Annotated in this window: 18 protein-coding genes; 8 read left to right on the top strand and 10 right to left on the bottom strand. The window is 59.9% G+C overall.

Going from position 1 to position 18,456, the window contains the following annotated elements; all coding sequences use genetic code 11:
• Nucleotides 1-112: 112 nt before the first annotated feature.
• Complete coding sequence (locus J3P91_RS02830; protein ID WP_434602681.1) at nucleotides 113-751, bottom strand: FMN-dependent NADH-azoreductase; 639 nt, start codon at nucleotides 749-751, stop codon at nucleotides 113-115.
• A 128-nt stretch (nucleotides 752-879) separates the two neighbouring features.
• Between J3P91_RS02830 and J3P91_RS02825 the strand changes: the two genes are divergently transcribed.
• Nucleotides 880-1,848 (top strand): LysR substrate-binding domain-containing protein, encoded by a 969-nt coding sequence (locus J3P91_RS02825; RefSeq protein ID WP_434602680.1) that lies wholly within the window; start codon nucleotides 880-882, stop codon nucleotides 1,846-1,848.
• Here the strand turns inward: J3P91_RS02825 and J3P91_RS02820 are convergent.
• From J3P91_RS02820 to J3P91_RS02810, 3 genes are all read right to left on the bottom strand, one after another.
• The gene (locus J3P91_RS02820; protein WP_434602679.1) at nucleotides 1,830-2,540 is read right to left on the bottom strand and encodes a hypothetical protein; all 711 of its coding nucleotides are present in this window, start codon (nucleotides 2,538-2,540) and stop codon (nucleotides 1,830-1,832) included. The two genes, J3P91_RS02825 and J3P91_RS02820, sit on opposite strands and share 19 nt — an antisense overlap.
• 51 nt (nucleotides 2,541-2,591) lie before the next feature.
• A complete protein-coding gene (locus J3P91_RS02815) occupies nucleotides 2,592-3,398 on the bottom strand; it encodes a hypothetical protein (RefSeq protein WP_434602678.1) in 807 nt (268 codons plus the stop codon).
• 272 nt (nucleotides 3,399-3,670) lie between these two features.
• A complete protein-coding gene (locus tag J3P91_RS02810) occupies nucleotides 3,671-5,740 on the bottom strand; it encodes an AsmA family protein (protein ID WP_434602677.1) in 2,070 nt (689 codons plus the stop codon).
• 388 nt (nucleotides 5,741-6,128) lie between these two features.
• Between J3P91_RS02810 and J3P91_RS02805 the strand changes: the two genes are divergently transcribed.
• From J3P91_RS02805 to J3P91_RS02775, 7 genes are all read left to right on the top strand, one after another.
• Complete coding sequence (locus J3P91_RS02805) at nucleotides 6,129-6,638, top strand: hypothetical protein (RefSeq protein ID WP_434602676.1); 510 nt, start codon at nucleotides 6,129-6,131, stop codon at nucleotides 6,636-6,638.
• A gap of 155 nt (nucleotides 6,639-6,793) precedes the next feature.
• Nucleotides 6,794-7,426 (top strand): TetR family transcriptional regulator, encoded by a 633-nt coding sequence (locus J3P91_RS02800; protein WP_305497134.1) that lies wholly within the window; start codon nucleotides 6,794-6,796, stop codon nucleotides 7,424-7,426.
• A gap of 256 nt (nucleotides 7,427-7,682) precedes the next feature.
• Nucleotides 7,683-8,183 (top strand): urease accessory protein UreE, encoded by a 501-nt coding sequence (ureE, locus tag J3P91_RS02795; RefSeq protein ID WP_434569976.1) that lies wholly within the window; start codon nucleotides 7,683-7,685, stop codon nucleotides 8,181-8,183.
• Nucleotides 8,180-8,854, top strand: a complete 675-nt coding sequence (locus J3P91_RS02790) for an urease accessory protein UreF (RefSeq protein WP_434602675.1) — start codon at nucleotides 8,180-8,182, stop codon at nucleotides 8,852-8,854. Before ureE ends, J3P91_RS02790 begins: the two co-directional genes overlap by 4 nt.
• A gap of 9 nt (nucleotides 8,855-8,863) precedes the next feature.
• Complete coding sequence (ureG, locus tag J3P91_RS02785) at nucleotides 8,864-9,478, top strand: urease accessory protein UreG (protein WP_434569978.1); 615 nt, start codon at nucleotides 8,864-8,866, stop codon at nucleotides 9,476-9,478.
• Between the two features lie 30 nt (nucleotides 9,479-9,508).
• The gene (locus J3P91_RS02780) at nucleotides 9,509-10,081 is read left to right on the top strand and encodes a HupE/UreJ family protein (RefSeq protein WP_434602674.1); all 573 of its coding nucleotides are present in this window, start codon (nucleotides 9,509-9,511) and stop codon (nucleotides 10,079-10,081) included.
• 179 nt (nucleotides 10,082-10,260) lie between these two features.
• Nucleotides 10,261-11,394 carry an AGE family epimerase/isomerase gene (locus J3P91_RS02775; RefSeq protein WP_434602673.1) on the top strand — a complete coding sequence of 378 codons (1,134 nt, stop codon included), beginning with the start codon at nucleotides 10,261-10,263 and terminating at the stop codon, nucleotides 11,392-11,394.
• Nucleotides 11,395-11,453: 59 nt separating this feature from the next.
• On the opposite strand, the gene J3P91_RS02770 is transcribed toward J3P91_RS02775, so the two are convergent.
• From J3P91_RS02770 to J3P91_RS02745, 6 genes are all read right to left on the bottom strand, one after another.
• Nucleotides 11,454-12,218 (bottom strand): SDR family oxidoreductase, encoded by a 765-nt coding sequence (locus J3P91_RS02770; protein ID WP_434569981.1) that lies wholly within the window; start codon nucleotides 12,216-12,218, stop codon nucleotides 11,454-11,456.
• An 847-nt stretch (nucleotides 12,219-13,065) separates the two neighbouring features.
• Nucleotides 13,066-13,782: an ABC transporter ATP-binding protein gene (locus tag J3P91_RS02765; protein ID WP_305497148.1), complete on the bottom strand. Its 717-nt coding sequence runs from the start codon at nucleotides 13,780-13,782 to the stop codon at nucleotides 13,066-13,068.
• Nucleotides 13,779-14,651 (bottom strand): ABC transporter ATP-binding protein, encoded by an 873-nt coding sequence (locus tag J3P91_RS02760; protein ID WP_434569982.1) that lies wholly within the window; start codon nucleotides 14,649-14,651, stop codon nucleotides 13,779-13,781. Before J3P91_RS02760 ends, J3P91_RS02765 begins: the two co-directional genes overlap by 4 nt.
• On the bottom strand, nucleotides 14,648-15,928 hold the full coding sequence (gene livM / locus J3P91_RS02755) for a high-affinity branched-chain amino acid ABC transporter permease LivM (RefSeq protein ID WP_434602672.1): 1,281 nt from the start codon (nucleotides 15,926-15,928) through the stop codon (nucleotides 14,648-14,650). Before livM ends, J3P91_RS02760 begins: the two co-directional genes overlap by 4 nt.
• Nucleotides 15,929-15,930: 2 nt before the next feature.
• Nucleotides 15,931-16,845 carry an ABC transporter permease subunit gene (locus tag J3P91_RS02750; protein ID WP_039592565.1) on the bottom strand — a complete coding sequence of 305 codons (915 nt, stop codon included), beginning with the start codon at nucleotides 16,843-16,845 and terminating at the stop codon, nucleotides 15,931-15,933.
• A gap of 162 nt (nucleotides 16,846-17,007) precedes the next feature.
• The gene (locus J3P91_RS02745; protein WP_434569984.1) at nucleotides 17,008-18,144 is read right to left on the bottom strand and encodes a branched-chain amino acid ABC transporter substrate-binding protein; all 1,137 of its coding nucleotides are present in this window, start codon (nucleotides 18,142-18,144) and stop codon (nucleotides 17,008-17,010) included.
• Between the last annotated feature and the right edge of the window lie 312 nt (nucleotides 18,145-18,456).

The following is an 18,456-nucleotide window of genomic DNA, read 5'->3' as shown; positions in this document are numbered from 1 at the left end:
AGGTGGTCAGCATCGGTACCGATGATGACCAGTCTATGACACACCCGCCACTTCGGCCCGCGTCGTCAATCGAAGGCGCCGACGCCAGCCCCGTTGTAGCGATCGAGCCCGTTCAGAATGTTCGCGCCAGCGCCAGCAAACGCCGCTCGGCCTCGGCGTAGGACCGCGCGAAGCTGTGCTCGGCCGACTCCTCTCCTTCAGCGGCCACCACCGTCACGTCGCTGATGCCGATAAACTCCAGGACCGTGCGCAGCAGCGTATCGGCGTGGTTCATGGATTCCAGCGAGCCTCCGGGGCCGAAGCCGAAATCGCCACGGCTGGTCACGATCAGGGCCTTTTTGCCCAGCACCAACGGCTCATATTGCGAGACACCGTTATCCAGGCTGTGGTTGAACGTCACGCCAATGCGCACGATCTGGTCGATCCAGGCCTTCACGCCGCTGGGCACGCCGAAATTATGCATGGGTGCGGAAATCACCAGCCGGTCATGGTCCTGCAGCTCCGCCACCAACGCATCGCTCAAGGCCAGGTCGGCCTGCATGGTCAACGGCCTTGCCTGAGGCTCGGGGTGGAACGCCGCGGCGATGAAGGCTTCGTTGACCGGAGGAATAACGGTCCGGCCGACCTCGCGGCGGGTCGGTTGGGTATGTGGATTGGCGGCCTGCCAAGCCGCTATGAAAGCCTCCGTCAAACGTCGGGAATGGGAACGCTCGCCGCGAGGGCTGCCATGTACCACAAGAATATTGCTCATCTGAAACTCCTGGACTGTGACTACACTGGAAACCATGTATGGCTCTCAGACTGAAGCCAAAGCCTGTATCAGCTCAAATGAGCGTTAGTTGACCGGGATGAACTGTTCTCATCCATTGGAGATTCCAGATGTTTGCTGCCCTGCCACTCAACGCGTTGCGTGCCTTCGAATCCGCGGCACGATTGCTCAGTTTCAAGGCCGCGGCGGCTGAGCTGTCGGTAACGCCCACGGCGATTTCCCACCAGATCCGCTCACTGGAAACCTGGCTGGGTGTGCAACTCTTTGAGCGCCTGCCTCGCCAGGTGAGGCTGACCGAAGGTGGCCAACGCTTGTTCCACAGCCTGCACGGTGCCTTGCTGGAAGTGGCGCAAAGCGTCGATACCCTGCGCCCGCAACGCAGCACCGCGCATCTGACGATTTCCACCACCGCAGCGTTTGCGGCGCTTTGGCTGGTGCCGCGCCTGGGTCGGTTCTACGCGCGCCATCCCACCATTAATGTCCGCCTGGACACGCACTGCGAAGTGATCGACCTGCACCAGGACGCCAGCGTGGACATGGTGGTGCGCTATAGCCTGGAGAACTACCCGAACCTATATGGCATGTGCCTGTTCGATGAGTACTTCGGTGTATACGGGTCACCGGAGCAAATAGCCGCTCTGGCGACCCGACAACCGACGACGTTGATCAGTGTACGGTGGCACAACACCAAGCTTTATGCCCATGGCTGGGAAGCCTGGTGCGCGCGGGCGGGAGAAACCTGGCTGACCCGTCAGCCCTGCATACGCGAATACGACGAGGAGCATTACGCCCTGCAAGCGGCAATTGCCGGGCAAGGCCTGGTCCTGGCGAGCAACGTGCTGGCCTCCGAGAGCGTCGCCAGCGGCCTACTGGTCGCTTACCACCCGCACGTCCAGGTCAATGGCGCGGGCTACAGCGCCTTATGCGTTCCGGGCCGGGAACGCCATCCGCCAGTACGAGCGTTTTTCAAATGGCTGGAGGAAGAGGCGCGGCAGTCCGGGCACGCACTGACGAGTTCGTTAAAACTGTTTCAGGATCGGGTCGCCCAGAGCCAGAGCGATCATGCTGGCAGAGCATGAGGCTCTGGACAGCCTGCCGAAGAAAGCTCGACGAGCAATGAGTCCGCGTTGGCCGGTAGGCCGCGCCGCACCTTTTGTTCAATACCGTTTCTTTCGTAACGGGCTGTGCTGAGTTGCCTTGTGGAAACATTCACACTGACCTGTCCCACTACATGCTTGCCCGTGAAACGCTGCTTGAAAAAAAGCTCATCAATACGTTGCGAAGTCCGAAACCTCACAGATACCGTATAAACAACGGGGCCCACGCCTATCAGGCTGACATGCACGAAAACAGTCGTATCGGACTTGTCCTTCGCCTGAGCAGGTGAAAGCAACTGCTCCCTGATTGCAGCACCCAACGCCTCTGAACCCAGCGCTTCCTCAACACTGGCTATCAGCCGATCAAGCTGCGCCTGCAGCTTGACATCTGATATCAATTTTTCCCCGAGCAAGTCGCTCAGCACAATGACAACCCCGTTCTTCGGCTCGAAACTGGACGCTTTATTCGCCAGGGTTGTCCATTCCAGATTTTCCATGGCGCGGGAATAACCTGCGCGCCACTTCGCCAAGGCATCAAACTTGTCACCGGTCGAGCGAGCGTGCAGATGCGAATAGAGCAACGAATATTTAAGTTTCTGCCGCCACTCCTTCGGCACGCCTTCCGAAATAGACAACAGCCCTTCCGGAAACAGCAGTATTTCCTCATTCAACATGACAGACCACCTTCCAAGATGGGTTGCTCATTCGAACAACCCGGTGAGCGCTTATAACTCGATACTGTTGAAAAAATCGTCAGAGCTCTTATCCAGTTTCTGGTAGATCATGTCCCTGTTCCGATCATGTATGCGCATATTGAGCTCGGCCATCGTAGCCACGCGCTTCATTCGAAGCCGCGACACTTTCCATTTCCAGAACCAAGCCCCACCTTGGCTTGAAGAGAGAGTGCAGTCGACCGCCAGGAAAGCCGTTATTGGAGTTCCCCCTGGGGATTGGATGCAGGGCACGATTCTGAAGTCCTTATCCGCACCTTTTTTACTGGTGCTATCAAAAAGATTTACCAGCTTCTCGTCGGATCGCAGCCGATCAAAGACGCCGAACAATAAATCAAGCATCGCCGGAGCGTTTCGGCCTGCCACCGCCTGGACAATTTCCAGAACGATGGAATCCATCGTCAGACTTGTATGTGAAGTTGTAAACTCCTGATACTTGTTGCTGGTCATCGTCCATCCGCAATGCCTCATTGCATCACTGTACAGTGCGTGCCACTCGAGGGGCTGCTTGTTCTTGTCAAATTTGAAAGTGGCAACACGTTCAGCAAAGTGAACACTGTCCGCCGCCGCGTGTTTTGTATCTCCGTCCAAATTATCGGCAAAGCCGATAATGGCAGGATTCTCGTTGGCTAATAATACGTCTGCCTGGGCAACTGACTGACTCTCCGACTTTTCAGCCATAGCCGTTAAACGGGAACTCTTTGGTGCACCTGCAGAGAAATCAGCAACACTGACGGGCGCAAGCCTTACCGTTTCAAAAAAGCGCATACTCTCGTCGATGCTGGGCAATAAAATACTCATGATATTTCCTTTTAATAAGTGATTGTTGTTTCTTGTTCAGCCGCATGACGGCAAGCGCCAACTTAATCACATAAGCCCGGACTTTCCACAGTACATCCATGACCGCTTATTACCACCATCCAAGCGGCCGCATGCAACCCTGTCCGATTCGTTAAAAACCAAGACGGCGTTACAATTCGACCAATAACACTCACCCACTCAGAAACTAATAGAACAAACAGCCCATTAACTTTCTGCTACCCAGCAAACATCCGCCCACTTCGCAAACGCGATCAGTCCTTTACCGTCTTCGGCGCCTTGCCGGCCTTCATCTGTTCGAGCAGCGGTGCACATTGGTTGGGCTCACCGCCGCTGGGAGCGACCAACGCGAGCAACCCCGCGGCCGGCGCGGCGATGACACCCAGCGCGACCATTCCGGCCCCACGCAACATCAGCGGCACGGCCTTCACCCCGGCGGCGGGCTTGGCGAAGGCGCCTCGTACGTACAGCGGCGAACGCAGGGAAATCAATCGCCAGCCCTTGGACTCCGGCGTAACAGTCAGGTCCAGTTGTTCAGTGGCCAAATTCGCCGTGCCATCGATATAGATGATCGCGTTCTCGGTATCGAATACAAACAGGCGAGTGGTCGCCAGACCGGTCTTGATGCCGAAATCAGCCGCCGCGCAATTGATCTTCACTTCCTTGTCGCCGAAGATTTTTCCTACCACATAGTTGCCAACGTTCAACCCTGCCAGCTCCATCAACTCCCGACTGATAGCACCGTCGTTGATGAGCATCTTCAAGTTGCCATTGGCGGTGCCCAGCAACGCCGCTACCGAATTACCTCGGCCGGACAGATCGGCATCGCCATTGAGCTCGCCGAAACTGGTTTTCATCGGTTCGAAACCCGGGAAAAGCTGCTTGAGCTTGAAGCCTCGCGCGGTCAGTTTCGCCTGGCCTTCGAGGGGCCGAGTCTGTCCATTGAGGCGAATCTGCGCATCGAGACGGCCACCGGCCACGCCAAAGCGCAAGGGTTCAAGACTCAACTGGCCATTGTTCAGCAGCAAATGAGTGTAGAGGTCGGTGAAGGGCAACTGCTCGCTGTGGACGATGCGCTTGCCGGTGAACTCCACGTCGGCATCCATTACGCTCCAGCGCTCAGTGCGGAATTCTTCCACCGGCAAGACCTTGTCGGACGGTTGTTTGCTGGCACCGCCGCGAGCCTTCTGTTGCGTGTTGGAGTCGGCGCCGATAAGCGGCGCCAGGTCGCTGAACAACAGCTGATCGGATACCAGCGCGCCAGTGAGTTTCGGTCTCGGCTGGCTGGAAACATAAGCCAGGTCGCCATGAATATCGCTTTCGCCAATCTTGCCGTTGAACGCCTCGTAGCGGAACTGCGCCCCCTCCGGTTCGTGAAGCTTGGCGATCAGGCGACCATCGGTGGCATAGGGCGGCGAATCCGGCAGCGTCACGCCAGTCAACGGGTAAAGATTGGCCAGGCTTTTACCGGCCAGTTTCAGACGCAGGTCCAGGGCACCAAGGTTCTTCGGGTCGGTAAGCGTGCCGGCCAACTCGATGCGGGTGTCGGCAATCTTCGCCTGGGCCTGCAGGGGAAAGGGTTGCGATGGATCCTGCAAGGCCAGCAAGCCACCGACCTTGCCAGAGCCGCTCAGGTTCTGTCCCTGATACTGCCCGTCAGCCTTGAAGGCAAAGGCGTAGTCCTGTGGTGCCGCACCTTGTTCCCGGGCTTTGTTCGCAGTCTTCTCACCGACGATATCGCTGAACGGAATGGGTTTGCCCAACGGGTCGATCAACACCTCGAGCCTGGTCTTGAGCGTCTGGTCATCCAGCGTGACATGCCCCTTGTCAAAGCCGATGGCACCGATATCGACCGACCAACTGGACGGTTCGGCGTCCGGGTCCTTCGGATCGAACTGGAAGGTCCAGTTGGCGCGCCCATCAGCCAGGCGCTGCAGGCTGGCGTTGGGTTCGGTCAGGTCGATGCGCGGGATCGCCACCCGCCGGGCCAACAGGGCCAAGGGCGAAATACGTAGCTCGACGCGCTTGAGCGTGACCATTTGCGGGATTTTCGACCAGTCCGGGTTTCCCAGGCTCAAATCTTCGGCCACGACATGGGGCCATGGCACAAAGGCGCGCCAGCCGCCTTCCTGCGGTTCGCGCTGCCAGATCACCGCCAGGTTGCCATTGATTGCGAATGGACGATGCAACTCCTCGGAAACCTTCGCGTTGAGCGTGGGCTTGAGGCGGTTCCAGTCGAAGAAAGCGATGACCAGCACAAGCGCGGCCAGCAGTGCGATGAGGCAGGCAAAGCCCCAGGCGAAAATTTTTGAGGTGCGCGTCATGCACAAGGCTCCTGACAATTTGGCGTGCGGACCGCGACGCCTGAGGCAGCGCGAACCGCTACTGGCTCACTGCCGATAAACGATTGGACTGCCGAAACGGCTGACAGGTTTACCACCAAGCGCGACGACCGGCACGAAAAAACGCCTCGGAACCTGACCGTTTCGACAGCTACCTGTTACCGCGCCCGCACTTTTGCGGGGCGCGAGTGGGTACAAACTACCCACTCCAGGGCAAAACTGCCCCTCTGAAAGGCCCGTTCTAGAGCCTTCTCGCAGAACAATCAATTCCGTTGATTATTACCATTGTGTTTATGAACTTTTATATCGACTTATCGAGAGTAGCATTGCCCTCGTACCCACTTTTCAGCCCTCTCGAGGAGCAACGATCATGAAACGCCAACTACTGATGAGTCTTTCCCTTTCCCTGCTGACCTCTACCGCTTTCGCCTTGCCAGCTTCCGAACAGGCCACGCCGCAAGTCAAGGACATCCATTCTGTCTATAGCCAGACCGTAGCCGAAGGTGGCCGTGACCGCCTGGAAGAAAAAGGCCTGGTCGAAGGTGGTTCCGACCGCACCCCACAAGGCCAAACCCTGGCGGCTGACGGTTCCGACCGCACCCCACAAGGCCAGACCCTGGCGGCTGACGGTTCCGACCGCACCCCACAAGGCCAGACCCTGGCGGCTGACGGTTCCGACCGCACTCCACAAGGCCAGACCCTGGCATCTGACGGCTCCGACCGCACCCCACTGGGCGAAACCCTGGCGGCTGACGGTTCCGACCGCACCCCACTGGGCGAAACCCTGGCCGCTGACGGTTCCGATCGCACTCCACAAGGCCAGACCCTTGCCGAAGGCGGTGGTGACCGCGTAATCGAACGCAACAGTGCAGTGAGCTGAGCCCATGGTGGCCCGTAAAAAAGCCCGATTCCCTGAATCGGGCTTTTGACTTTTCAAGCCCCTCGTTTCCCGACTGATCCGTCCCTACCGTTCGACGCCGCCAAAGACGATTTGCTAGAGTGCATCGCTCCCATGACCTGGAAGTCAGCCCTGCAATGCTTCCCCGCGCCGAACAGAAACAACAGACCCGAAATGCCCTGATGGATGCAGCGCGCCATTTGATGGAGTGCGGCAGGGGATTCGGCAGCCTGAGCCTGCGCGAAGTCGCCAAGACAGCCGGCATCGTACCCACCGGGTTCTATCGACATTTCGACGACATGGACCAGCTTGGCCTGGCGCTCGTCAGCGAAGTCGGGCAGACGTTTCGCGAAACCATCCGGCTGGTGCGCCACAACGAATTTGTCATGGGCGGCATCATTGATGCGTCTGTGCGGATTTTTCTCGACGTGGTGCATGCCAACCGATCGCAGTTTCTGTTCCTGGCCCGCGAGCAGTACGGCGGCTCCCTGCCAGTACGCCAGGCCATCGCGAAGCTGCGCGAAGACATCAGCTCGGACCTGGCTGCCGACCTGGCATTGATGCCCAAGTTGCAACACCTGGACCTTGCGGGACTGAGCGTGATGGCCGACCTCGTAGTCAAGAGTGTCTTCGCCACCCTGCCGGATATCATCGACCCGCCCGCCAAAGCGCTTCCCGAACATCTCACCCCCCAGGCGAAGATTACCCAGCAACTACGGTTCATCTTCATCGGCCTCAAGCATTGGCACGGGTTGGGTAGCACCGAGTAACTGCCTGCCCCCCCAACCCTCCATGTGGGAGCGAGCCTGCTCGCGAAAGCGCCGGGTCAGCCAGCATTGATTTTCCTGATGCACCGCTTCGCGAGCAGGCGTGCGATTCAAAGTGGTGCGAGTTTTCCCGAAGCGCACCATAACGGCACGAAGCCCGCCCCATCCAGGAACGCCATCCCCGCCATTTCCTACATCCCCTTCGATTGGCAAGCCCCTTGCTCTAAACACAGCACCGTTTATTGCCGGAAGCACTCCGATGCTGGTTATCCACCGCAGAATCGACACTCAACCGCGCTGGGACGCCGAGCTGCACCTGACCTTTGACGCCCGCAGCAAAAGCCGTCTGCGCTGTTTCAGTGCCGAGGGTGAAGACGTGGGATTGTTCTTGGAGCGAGGCCAGCCGCCGCTGTACGACGGTGAATGCCTTCAGGCCGAAGATGGGCGCATCGTGCGTGTCTGCGCCCGTCCTGAACAATTGCTCCACGTTACCTGCGCCAATGCGTTCGAACTGACCCGTGCTGCCTACCACTTGGGCAATCGCCACGTTGCCCTGCAGGTGGGCGATGGCTGGTTGCGCCTGCTGGATGATTACGTGCTCAAGGCGATGCTTGAGCAACTGGGCGCCAGCGCCGAATCCATTGAAGCGCCGTTCCAGCCGGAACACGGCGCTTATGGCGGCGGCCATCATCATTCCCGGCACGGCGACGAAGATTTCAATTACGCACCGCGCCTGCACCAGTTCGGCGTGCGTTCATGAACCCGGCATGGGCACTGCTGCGCCTGGCCAGTCCGCAACTGCCGATTGGCGGCTACAGCTACTCCCAGGGCCTGGAAATGGCTGTGGACAACGGCCTGGTCAAGACGCCGGACGACGCGCGCCGCTGGATCAGCGATCAAATGCTACTGAACCTGGCGCGTTTCGAAGCGCCCTTGCTGCTGGCTCATTGCAGGGCGGCCGCTGCCGACGATTGGCACGCGCTGCTGGAACTTTGTGAACAACACCGTGCCAGCCGGGAAACCCGCGAGCTGTACCAGGAGAGCCGGCAGATGGGCTACTCGTTGCAACAATTGCTGGCGGGCCTGCCGGAGCTCGACAGCGCCGCGCGCAGCTTCCTTGAACAGCGTAGCGAACCGCACCTGGCGTTGGGCTGGGCCCTGGCGGCCCGTGCCTGGGGCATCAAGCCAGAGGATGCCCTCACCGCCTGGTTGTGGAGCTGGTTGGAAAACCAACTGGCGGTGCTGATGAAAACCCTGCCCTTGGGCCAGCAAGCCGCGCAGAGGTTGACCAGCGAACTGCTGGCGTTGCTGCAACAGGCCCAGCAGATCGCCTCGAACATCGACCCCGACCATTACGGCAGCGCCGCGTTTGGCCTGTCCCTGGCGTGCATGGCCCATGAGCGCCAGTACAGCCGCCTGTTCCGTTCCTAGGAGAGATACATGAATACACAACCTTTGCGCGTCGGTATTGGCGGCCCGGTAGGCTCCGGCAAGACTGCACTGACCCTGGCTCTCTGCCTGGCCTTGCGCGAGCGCTACAACCTGGCCGTGGTCACCAACGATATCTACACCCGTGAAGACGCTGATTTCCTGGTGCGCAACGAAGCCCTGGCGCCGGAGCGGATCATCGGCGTGGAAACCGGTGGGTGCCCGCACACGGCGATTCGCGAAGACGCCTCGATCAACCTTGAAGCGGTGGACCAGTTGAACCGGCGGTTCCCGGGCCTCGACCTGATCCTGGTCGAGTCCGGTGGCGACAACCTGTCCGCAACCTTCAGCCCCGAGCTATCGGACCTGACCATTTACGTGATCGACGTTTCGGCTGGCGACAAGCTGCCGCGCAAGGGCGGGCCGGGCATCTGCAAATCCGACCTGCTGGTGATCAACAAGATTGACCTGGCGCCATTGGTGGGTGCCTCCCTGGAAATGATGAACAGCGATACCCAGCGGATGCGCAACGGCAAGCCCTTCGTGTTCAGCAACCAGAAGACTGGCCAGGGCCTGGACGACATCATCGCCTTCATCGAGCGTCAGGGCCTGCTGAGCGCGGCGTGACTTTCCCCATTCGAACAAGGAAGCTTATCCATGACATTCAAACGTATCCTCGGAACCCTCGCCTTGCTGCTGACCCCAGCTCTGGCCTTCGCCCATCCCGGTCACGGCGATAACGGCCTGATCGCCGGCCTGGGCCACCCCATCGGCGGGCTCGACCATCTGCTCGCGATGTTGGCGGTCGGCTTGTGGGCGGCCCAACAACAAGGCGCCGCGCGCTGGGCACTGCCATGCACTTTCGTCGGGACGATGCTGCTCGGTGGTTTGCTGGGCTTCGAAGGCCTGGACCTGCCTGCGCTGGAAAGCGGCATCGCCGCCTCGGTGCTCGCTCTTGGCCTGGCGGTGGCCCTGGCGGTGCGTCCGCCGCTAAGCCTGGCAGTCGGTGCGACGGCGATATTTGCGCTGTTCCATGGCGTGGCCCATGGCTTGGAGCTGCCGGATATGTCGAGTCCGTGGGCCTATGCGGTGGGGTTCGTCGCCGCAACGGCGGCGTTGCATGGCGCGGGCTTCGCGCTGGTTCGTGTGTTGCCACGCGCGGCGGCGCCGGTGATCAGGTTGGCCGGGGCTGCTTCGGCGGCGGCTGGGGTCTGGTTGTTGGCCAGCTGACCTTTTCTGTTTTATTCAAAACCTCTTCGCGAGCAGGCTCGCTCCCACATGGATTGGCGTCCACCGTCCATGTGGGAGCGAGCCTGCTCGCGAAAGCGGCCTGACAGGCACCGCATCGCCAGAACCTGCCACTCTGCTACCATGTCGCGCAAACGCCCCCGCCGTGACGACGTCCGCCAATGCCTGAAGCCTCCCGCTCCGCCCTTCTACCCGAATTGACCACGCTGTTCGCCACGGTGCATCAGCAGTTTCACGATGTGATCGTGCCAATGTGGCAAGGTCCGGGCTGGAATGCCGAGCTGGCGTTGCCCTACGAGTCCCTGGATACCCAGCACAAGCCGCTGCCGCCCCAGCGTTATCGCGCCATGGCCTGTGCGCGGCAGTTGTATGTGTTCGCCAGCCTGATCGGCGAAGTGCCGCAGGCCGAGGAACGGGCCGCCGCGCTGTTTCGCTCGCTGCAACGGCACTTCCACGATGCCGAACATGGCGGCTGGTTCTACAGCATCGACCCGCAGGGGATACCGCTGGATACCGGCAAGGATCTGTACACCCACGCCTTCATCCTGTTCGCCTGCGCCCACTACTGGGGCAAGGTTCGCGAACCGCTGGTGGAGTCGGTGCTCAACGCGGCCCTGGAAATCATCGCGCGACGCTTCGCCACTGGCGACGGTCTCTACGAAGCCAGCCTCGGCCGCGACTGGTCGACAGCCGAGACCGGCCCGCTGCAGAACCCGTTGATGCATCTGGCAGAAGCTTTTCTCGCGACCCTTGCGGTTCGCGACGATACCGCTGTTCGCCAAGCGTTGCTGAGCCTGTGCGAGGGGATGTTCAAGTGCTTCGTTGATCCGCAGCGACAAGTCATGATGGAGAAACCGCTCAAGGCTGTGGATAACTGGTTCGAGCCGGGGCATCAGTTCGAGTGGTATTTCCTGCTGGCCTCATCGCCCTTGTTGCGTGGCGGCAAACTGCACCTGGCCCTGGAACGCAGCTTCGGCGATACCGAACAACAAGGCGTCGATCCGGATACCGCTGGCGTTTGCGCCATGCTGGCCTTGGAGCCGCAGACGGCTCCGCGCGATGCAACCCCACGCATCTGGGCCCAGGCGGAATACCTGCGGGCACTCACGTTGCGCCCTGGCAGCGAAGGGACGTTGCTGCGCCAGCTACGGGCGTTGCAGCAACATTTCCTGCACCCCTTGGGCTGGAACGAATGCCTTGATGCCAACGGCAATATCAGCCGCCGGGACATGCCGTCCACTACGCCTTATCACCTGCTGACCTGCTATCGCGGGCTGGCCGAATATCTGGCCTGATCCCCCCTGTGGCGAGGGAGCTTGCTCCCGCGCCACAAAAGCTCATCTCCAGAACCCTGTCAGGCCTTGTTGCGCTCGATGGCGAAGCCGGCCCAGGTCTGGCTCACCGGCATCAGCTCCAGGCTGTTGATGTTGATGTGCGCCGGGGTGTTGAGCACCCAGAAAATGGTGTCGGCGATGTCCTGCGGCTGGATCGGCTCGGCGCCGGCGTAAGTCGCGTTGTAGCGCTCCTGGTCACCACCGAAGCGCACCAGGGAAAATTCGCTCTCGCACAGCCCCGGCTCGATATTGCTCACCCGCACGCCGGTGCCCTGCAGGTCACAGCGCAGGTTCAGCGAGAACTGTTTGACGAAAGCCTTGCTCGCGCCATACACGTGACTGCCCGGATATGGGTAGTTGCCGGCGATGGAGCCCAGGTTGACGATCCCGGCGCCACGGCCATGGGCAATCAGCCGCGGCAACAGCAGGCGAGTGCTGTAGATCAGGCCCTTGACATTGGTGTCGACCATGGTGTCCCAGTCATCGAGGTCGCACTTGGGCGCGGGGTCGACGCCCAGGGCCAGGCCGGCGTTATTGATCAGCCCACGCAATTTGGCGAACGAAGGCGGCAGGCTGGCGATGGCCTCTTCCATTGCCTTGCGATCACGCACGTCCAGAACCAGGCCATGGACCTCGGTCTGCTTCGATAACTCGGCACAGAGGGCGCTGAGGCGCTCTTCACGACGACCGGTCAGCACCAGTTTCCAACCGGCCTCGGCAAAACGACGGGCACAGGCTTCACCAAAACCGGACGTAGCGCCGGTGATAAACAGGGTGTCGGACATCGTGTTCTCCTTGCTTGGGCTTCAAGCCATTAATGGAAATCGGCCCACAGCATGCCCGCCCTGACACGCCGTGGGCAAGGCTTGAGGACGCGTTTTTGCCTGCACGGCTGCTCATAAAACAACCAATCGAGCCCAGGCCTTGCCAAACAAGGGCTGCAGCGGGTTGCGCGCATCTTATCCACAGGCACGTCCACAATAATCGGGGGCAAGTACGAACACCGGAAGCCGCTGTGTATAAGGCTTTGCGGGACATTTGGAAATTTTTTTCGCTTGACCCACCAACTGAGCTTGTGCAGCAGAAGTTATCTGCTATAAGCCGAGTCTAGATAGACGATGGCGCCAAGCCAGCAACGACGCTGCTCAGCGCGGTCTTTCCAGAGTTTAGTCACAGACTTATCCACAGGCTTGCTCACCGTTTTCCGAACGCCTATGACGCTCAAAAAACTGTTGACAACTGCCACTTCCGAATGACCAAAACCGCCTGATCAAAAAACGCTCACCTCGCTGAAAGCCTCGTAATCAAAGGGCTCCAGGCAAGTACACCCACGTTACCCACAGCCAGTTCCACAGCAAACGGGGACAAGTCAAAACCGTGACAAAACAACTGTTTGCGGCGACTTTATGTCGCGGTTTCGCAGGGCTTCGAGATTGTTGTCCACAATTCTGAAAACTGTATATATCCCCCTGTGGGAGCGAGCCTGCTCGCGAAGGCGGCGAGTCAAATACATGAGCGACAACTGATCCGGCGCATTCGCGAGCAGGCTCGCTCCCACAGGGGACGATGGTGGTTTGGAGAGATAAAAAAACCGGCGATCACTCGCCGGTTTTTTTCATTGCAGCTGCCGCCTCAATGCCCGCCAAGATACGCGTTGCGCACCTCTTCGTTGGCGAGCAGTTCCTTGCCGCTGCCGGTCAGGCGGATTTCTCCGTTGACCATCACGTAGGCCCGGTCCGACAGCTTGAGCGCGTGGTTGGCGTTCTGCTCCACCAGGAAGATAGTCATGCCGGTGGACGCCAGCTCCCGCAGGGTGGCGAAGATCTGCTTCACCACGATCGGCGCCAGCCCCAGGCTCGGCTCGTCGAGCAGCAACAACTTCGGCCGGCTCATCAAGGCCCGGGCGATGGCGAGCATTTGCTGCTCGCCGCCGGACATGGTCATGGCTCGCTGGTTGCGGCGCTCCTTGAGCCGCGGGAACAGCTCGAACATGCGCTGCATGTCTTCGCTGGCGTATTTGTCACCGATAGGAATGGTGCCCATCAGCAGGTTTTCCTCAACGGTCATGTCGGGGAACACCCGGCGCCCTTCCGGCGATTGAGCGATGCCGTTGGAGGCGATGTAGTGCGACGACTTGTGGGTGATGTCCACGCCCTGGTAGATGATCTGCCCACCCGCAGCGCGGGGCTGGCCGAAGATCGACATCAGCAGCGTGGACTTGCCGGCACCGTTGGAGCCGATCAGGCTCACGGTTTCGCCTTCGCCGATGTGCATCGAGACTTTCTTCAGGGCCTGGATCGGCCCGTAGAACACGTCCAGCTCCTTGAGTTCGAGGATAGGCCCACTCATACCAATTCCTCTTCATCGGCGCCCAGATAAGCCGCGATCACCTTCGGATCGTTGCGAATCGCCTCGGGACCGCCCTCGGCAATCACGTTGCCGTGATCCAGCACTACGATGTGATCGGAAATACTCATCACCATGCCCATGTCGTGTTCGATCAGCACCACGGTCAGATCGTGCTCGTCGCGCAGCAGCCGGATCATCGCGCTCAGCGCTTCGGTTTCCTGGGGATTGAGGCCGGCGGCCGGTTCGTCGAGGCAGATGATCTGCGGACGCGTGCACATCGCCCGAGCGATTTCCAGGCGGCGCTGCTGGCCGTAGGAAAGCTCACCAGCCAGGCGGTTGGCACAGTCCACCAGGTCCACAACTTCCAGCCAGTAGAAAGCGTGGTCCAGAGCATCGCTTTCAGCCTGGCGATACCCCTTGGTATTTAGGATGCCCGCCACCAGGCTGCGATTGACCCACATGTGCTGGGCCACCAGCAGGTTTTCCAGCACCGACATTTCCTTGAACAGGCGAATGTTCTGGAACGTTCGCGCCAGGCCGGCGCGGTTTACCAGGTGGGTGCCGCCGAACATCTTGTAGTACAGCCGGCTGGCGAAAGACTTTGGCGAGACAAAGTCCGTCGGGCGGAACGCTTCGCCCAACAACTTGATCACGTTGGTCTGCTCGCCACGCACGTTGAGTTCGATCTTGCCGCCCGAAGCCTTGTAGAAACCGGTCAGACAGTTGAACACCGTGGTCTTGCCCGCGCCGTTGGGGCCGATCAGGGCGAAGATCGAGTTGCGCTTGACTTGCAGGCTGACGTCGCTGAGGGCCTTGATGCCACCGAACTGCATCATCAGGTTTTCGACTTTGAGTACGACTTCGCTCATGGCGCTACCCCCTTGCGCGGCGTCACACCGGTACGGCTGATGCGGATCAGGCCGCGTGGGCGCCAGATCATCATCAATACCATCAACACGCCGAACAGCAGCACGCGGTACTCGGAGAAACTGCGCAGCAGCTCCGGCGCCACGGTGAGCACGAATGCCGCGATCACCACACCAACCGTCGAGCCCATGCCACCCAGCACCACGATTGCCAGGATCAACGCCGACTCGAAGAAGGTGAACGAGGACGGATTGACGAAACCCTGGTAACTGGCGAAGAACACACCTGCCAGGCCAGCGGTGGAAGCACCGATAGTGAACGCGGAAAGCTTGACCAGCACATGGTTCAAGCCCATGGAGCGACAGGCGATCTCGTCCTCGCGCAGGGCCTCCCAAGCGCGGCCGACCGGCATGCGGGTCAGGCGATGCTTGACGTAGAGCACCAGCAGTACGGTGATGAACAACACGATGTAGATGAACAGGAATTTGATGTTGGGGTTGTAGTCGATGCCGAAGAACTCATGGAACGGCACCCCGCCGTCCTTCGCTCGCCTGCCGAACTCCAGGCCCAGGAAGGTTGGCGCAGGAACCGGCATGCCATTCGGCCCGCCAGTGAACGACAACCAGTTGTTCAGCACCAGCCGGATGATCTCGCCGAAACCCAGGGTCACGATGGCCAGGTAGTCACCGTGCATTCGTAACACGGGGAATCCTAAAATACACCCCGCCATCGCCGCTGCGATGGCCGCCAGCGGCAGCACGGTCCAGAAACCCAGCCCCAAGTATTGGTAACCCAGCGCCAGGCCGTAGGCGCCGATGGCGTAGAACGCCACGTAACCCAGATCGAGCAACCCGGCCAGGCCGACCACAATGTTCAGGCCCAGGCCCAGCAGCACGTAGATCAGCCCGAGGATCACTACGGTAAGCACGTACTTGTTAGCGAAGAACGGGAACACGATGGCAATCACGATCAGGGCCGGGATGATCCAGCGCAGCCGCGATTTGTAGTCGGGTGGCAGCACATGCACGCCGGAACCGGTGCTCTCGAACCCCTGGAGGATCTTCAGCCCCTTCGGGGTTTGCAGGAACAGGCTCAGGGCAAAGCGCCCGACCATCACGATCGCCACCAGCCAGCCGACGCGGGCCGGTTGCAGGTTGAAGCTGTAGCCGTCGAGCACTACGCCGACGATCGGCCCGAATACGATCAGCGAGATCAGGCCGGCCAGGATCGTGTCGATGACGCTCTTTTTGATATCAAGCGGTTTATTGGCAGCAGACATACTTATACCTTCGCCACGAGTGGGCGACCCAACAGGCCTTGGGGACGGAAAATCAGAATCAGCACCAACAGCGAGAAACTGAACACGTCTTTGTAGTCGGAGTTGATCAGACCGGCGAACAGCGACTCGGAGATCCCGAGGATGATCCCGCCGAGCATTGCCCCAGGCAGGGAGCCGATGCCGCCGAGTACCGCCGCGGTGAACGCCTTGATGCCGATGATGAAGCCGGCATAGAAGTCGAAGGTGCCGTAGTTCATGGTAATCAGCACACCGGCCAGGGCCGCCATGGCCGCACCGATGATGAACACGTAGGAAATCACCCGGTCGGTGTTGATGCCAAGGATGGAGGCCATCTTGCGGTCTTGCTGGGTGGCACGGCACATGCGGCCGAGCTTGGTGTATTTGATGATGTAGGTCAGCAGCGCCATGCCGGCGAATGCGGCAATCAGGATGAATATCTTGGTGTAGGTGAGCTGCACGAAGCCGGTACCGATATCGACGCGCATGGCGCCTTCGAGCAGTGTCGGCACACCCTGTTGGCGGGCGCCCTGGCTAATCTGCGCGTAGTTCTGCAGGATCAGCGAGATGCCGATGGCGCTGATCAGCGGTGCCAGTCGGGTGGAGTTGCGCAGGGGTTTGTAGGCGACGCGTTCGATGACCCAGCCGTATACCCCGGTGACCACGATCGTGAACACCAGAGTGCCAAGGATCATCAGCGGAAAGGATTCGATACCGAAGTAAGCCAGCAGAGCCAGACTGATTGCCGCGAGGTAAGCGGAAATCATGTAAACCTCGCCGTGGGCGAAGTTGATCATGCCGATGATGCCATAGACCATTGTGTAGCCGATGGCGATCAGACCATAGACCGACCCGAGGGTCAGGCCATTGATCAGTTGCTGCAGGAAAATACCATCCATAACGCAATCTCACGCAGTGAGAACCTGCACACCCAGGGCGTGCGGCTCTTCTAAGGAAAATACAGATTTACGTCGGAGCAATGTCAGGCGCGACCAGCGCGCACCTTCTGGAAACCGGAGTTTGGCCGGCTTCCAGAAGGGCCTGGACGGTCGCTTCAGCCCTTACTTCTGTTTTTCCAACTGGTGGTATTTGCCGTCCTTGTCCCACTGGTAGACCACATAGTCGGAGACTTTCAGGTCTCCCTTGGAGTCCCAGGCTTTTTCGCCCATGACGGTTTTCACCGGGTTGGCTTTCAGCCACTTGGCGGCGTCTTCGCCCTTGTTGGACTTGGCACCATTGAAACCGGCGGCCAGTGCCTGCACCGAGGCATAGGCGTACAGAGTGTAGCCCTCAGGCTCGACGCCCTGGGCACGGAAAGCGTCCACCACGGCCTTGCTGTCCGGCAGCAGGCGCGGGTCGGCGCCGAAGGTCATGTACACGCCGTCGACGTATTGCGCGCCACCAGCGGTAGTGACCAGTTCATCGGTGACGATGCCGTCGTCGGACATGAACTTGACGTCCTTGAGGCCTTGCTCACGCAGCTGGCGAACCAGCGGGCCGGCTTCCGGGTGCAGGCCGCCGAAGTAGACCACGTCGGCACCGGCCGAACGGATCTTGGTCACCACGGCGCTGAAGTCTTTTTCGCCACGGGTCAGGCCTTCGTACAACACAGGGGTCACGCCACGCTTGGCCAGTTGTGCCTTGGTAGCATCCGCCAGGCCTTGGCCGTAGGTGTCCTTGTCGTGCAGGACGACGACTTTCTTGCCCTTGAGCACGTCGACGATGTAGTCGCCAGCCACGATGCCTTGCTGGTCGTCACGACCGCACATGCGGAACATCGCGCTCAGGCCACGTTCGGTAACGGCCGGGTTGGTCGAGCCTGGGGTGATGGCAATGATGCCTGCTTCGTCATAGACCTCGGAGGCCGGGATGGTGTTGGACGAGCAGAAGTGCCCGACCACGCCGATCACTTTGTCCTGGTCAACCAGTCGGTTGGCCACGGCCACGGCCTGCTTCGGTTCGCAGGCATCGTCACCGGCGACCAGAACGATTTTCTCGCCATTGACGCCACCTGCCTTGTTGATGACATCGGCCGCGGCCTGCGCACCTTTCATGTACTGCTCGCCAAACGCGGCGTTGGCGCCGGTCATCGGCCCCGCCACACCAAATTTCACATCAGCCTGGGCAAACGCAGAAACACCCAGCGCAGCTGCCACTGCGAGGGCCAGAAAGCCTTTCTTGTAAAACGTCTGGGACATGAGGTGGTGCTCCAAGGTTTTTTTTAGTTGGCACTGCGACTTCACTTCACTGAAAAGCTAAGAGCAAGGGCCGTGCCATCGGTTTTTTATTCTTAAAAAAGTCGCTGCTTTATTGTTATTTCGACTGTTTCGGGCCCTTTTTCACAGGGCGTGCAACCGTCTAAACCGGACGAGGTGCAACCGTTTTTACAAGTAGGTGAAACCCTCCATGAGCCATCATTGCAACCGCCATACGAAACGGCGTGCAACCACTGTGTAACAACCTGCGTCACCTAACTGCACACTGCCGGTGCGCGGCTGCTACAGCCCGCA

The organism is Pseudomonas sp. Z4-7, from assembly GCF_051131965.1.
Classification (GTDB): Bacteria; Pseudomonadota; Gammaproteobacteria; order Pseudomonadales; family Pseudomonadaceae; genus Aquipseudomonas.
This window is presented reverse-complemented; position numbering and strand designations above follow the sequence as displayed.

What these genes read in the sequence shown, in the direction of transcription:
- J3P91_RS02830 (WP_434602681.1), bottom strand. Translation starts at nt 751, where the DNA reads ATGAGCAATATTCTTGTGGTACATGGCAGCCCTCGCGGCGAGCGTTCC.
- J3P91_RS02825 (WP_434602680.1), top strand. Translation starts at nt 880, where the DNA reads ATGTTTGCTGCCCTGCCACTCAACGCGTTGCGTGCCTTCGAATCCGCG.
- J3P91_RS02820 (WP_434602679.1), bottom strand. Translation starts at nt 2,540, where the DNA reads ATGTTGAATGAGGAAATACTGCTGTTTCCGGAAGGGCTGTTGTCTATT.
- J3P91_RS02815 (WP_434602678.1), bottom strand. Translation starts at nt 3,398, where the DNA reads ATGAGTATTTTATTGCCCAGCATCGACGAGAGTATGCGCTTTTTTGAA.
- J3P91_RS02810 (WP_434602677.1), bottom strand. Translation starts at nt 5,740, where the DNA reads ATGACGCGCACCTCAAAAATTTTCGCCTGGGGCTTTGCCTGCCTCATC.
- J3P91_RS02805 (WP_434602676.1), top strand. Translation starts at nt 6,129, where the DNA reads ATGAAACGCCAACTACTGATGAGTCTTTCCCTTTCCCTGCTGACCTCT.
- J3P91_RS02800 (WP_305497134.1), top strand. Translation starts at nt 6,794, where the DNA reads ATGCTTCCCCGCGCCGAACAGAAACAACAGACCCGAAATGCCCTGATG.
- ureE (WP_434569976.1), top strand. Translation starts at nt 7,683, where the DNA reads ATGCTGGTTATCCACCGCAGAATCGACACTCAACCGCGCTGGGACGCC.
- J3P91_RS02790 (WP_434602675.1), top strand. Translation starts at nt 8,180, where the DNA reads ATGAACCCGGCATGGGCACTGCTGCGCCTGGCCAGTCCGCAACTGCCG.
- ureG (WP_434569978.1), top strand. Translation starts at nt 8,864, where the DNA reads ATGAATACACAACCTTTGCGCGTCGGTATTGGCGGCCCGGTAGGCTCC.
- J3P91_RS02780 (WP_434602674.1), top strand. Translation starts at nt 9,509, where the DNA reads ATGACATTCAAACGTATCCTCGGAACCCTCGCCTTGCTGCTGACCCCA.
- J3P91_RS02775 (WP_434602673.1), top strand. Translation starts at nt 10,261, where the DNA reads ATGCCTGAAGCCTCCCGCTCCGCCCTTCTACCCGAATTGACCACGCTG.
- J3P91_RS02770 (WP_434569981.1), bottom strand. Translation starts at nt 12,218, where the DNA reads ATGTCCGACACCCTGTTTATCACCGGCGCTACGTCCGGTTTTGGTGAA.
- J3P91_RS02765 (WP_305497148.1), bottom strand. Translation starts at nt 13,782, where the DNA reads ATGAGTGGGCCTATCCTCGAACTCAAGGAGCTGGACGTGTTCTACGGG.
- J3P91_RS02760 (WP_434569982.1), bottom strand. Translation starts at nt 14,651, where the DNA reads ATGAGCGAAGTCGTACTCAAAGTCGAAAACCTGATGATGCAGTTCGGT.
- livM (WP_434602672.1), bottom strand. Translation starts at nt 15,928, where the DNA reads ATGTCTGCTGCCAATAAACCGCTTGATATCAAAAAGAGCGTCATCGAC.
- J3P91_RS02750 (WP_039592565.1), bottom strand. Translation starts at nt 16,845, where the DNA reads ATGGATGGTATTTTCCTGCAGCAACTGATCAATGGCCTGACCCTCGGG.
- J3P91_RS02745 (WP_434569984.1), bottom strand. Translation starts at nt 18,144, where the DNA reads ATGTCCCAGACGTTTTACAAGAAAGGCTTTCTGGCCCTCGCAGTGGCA.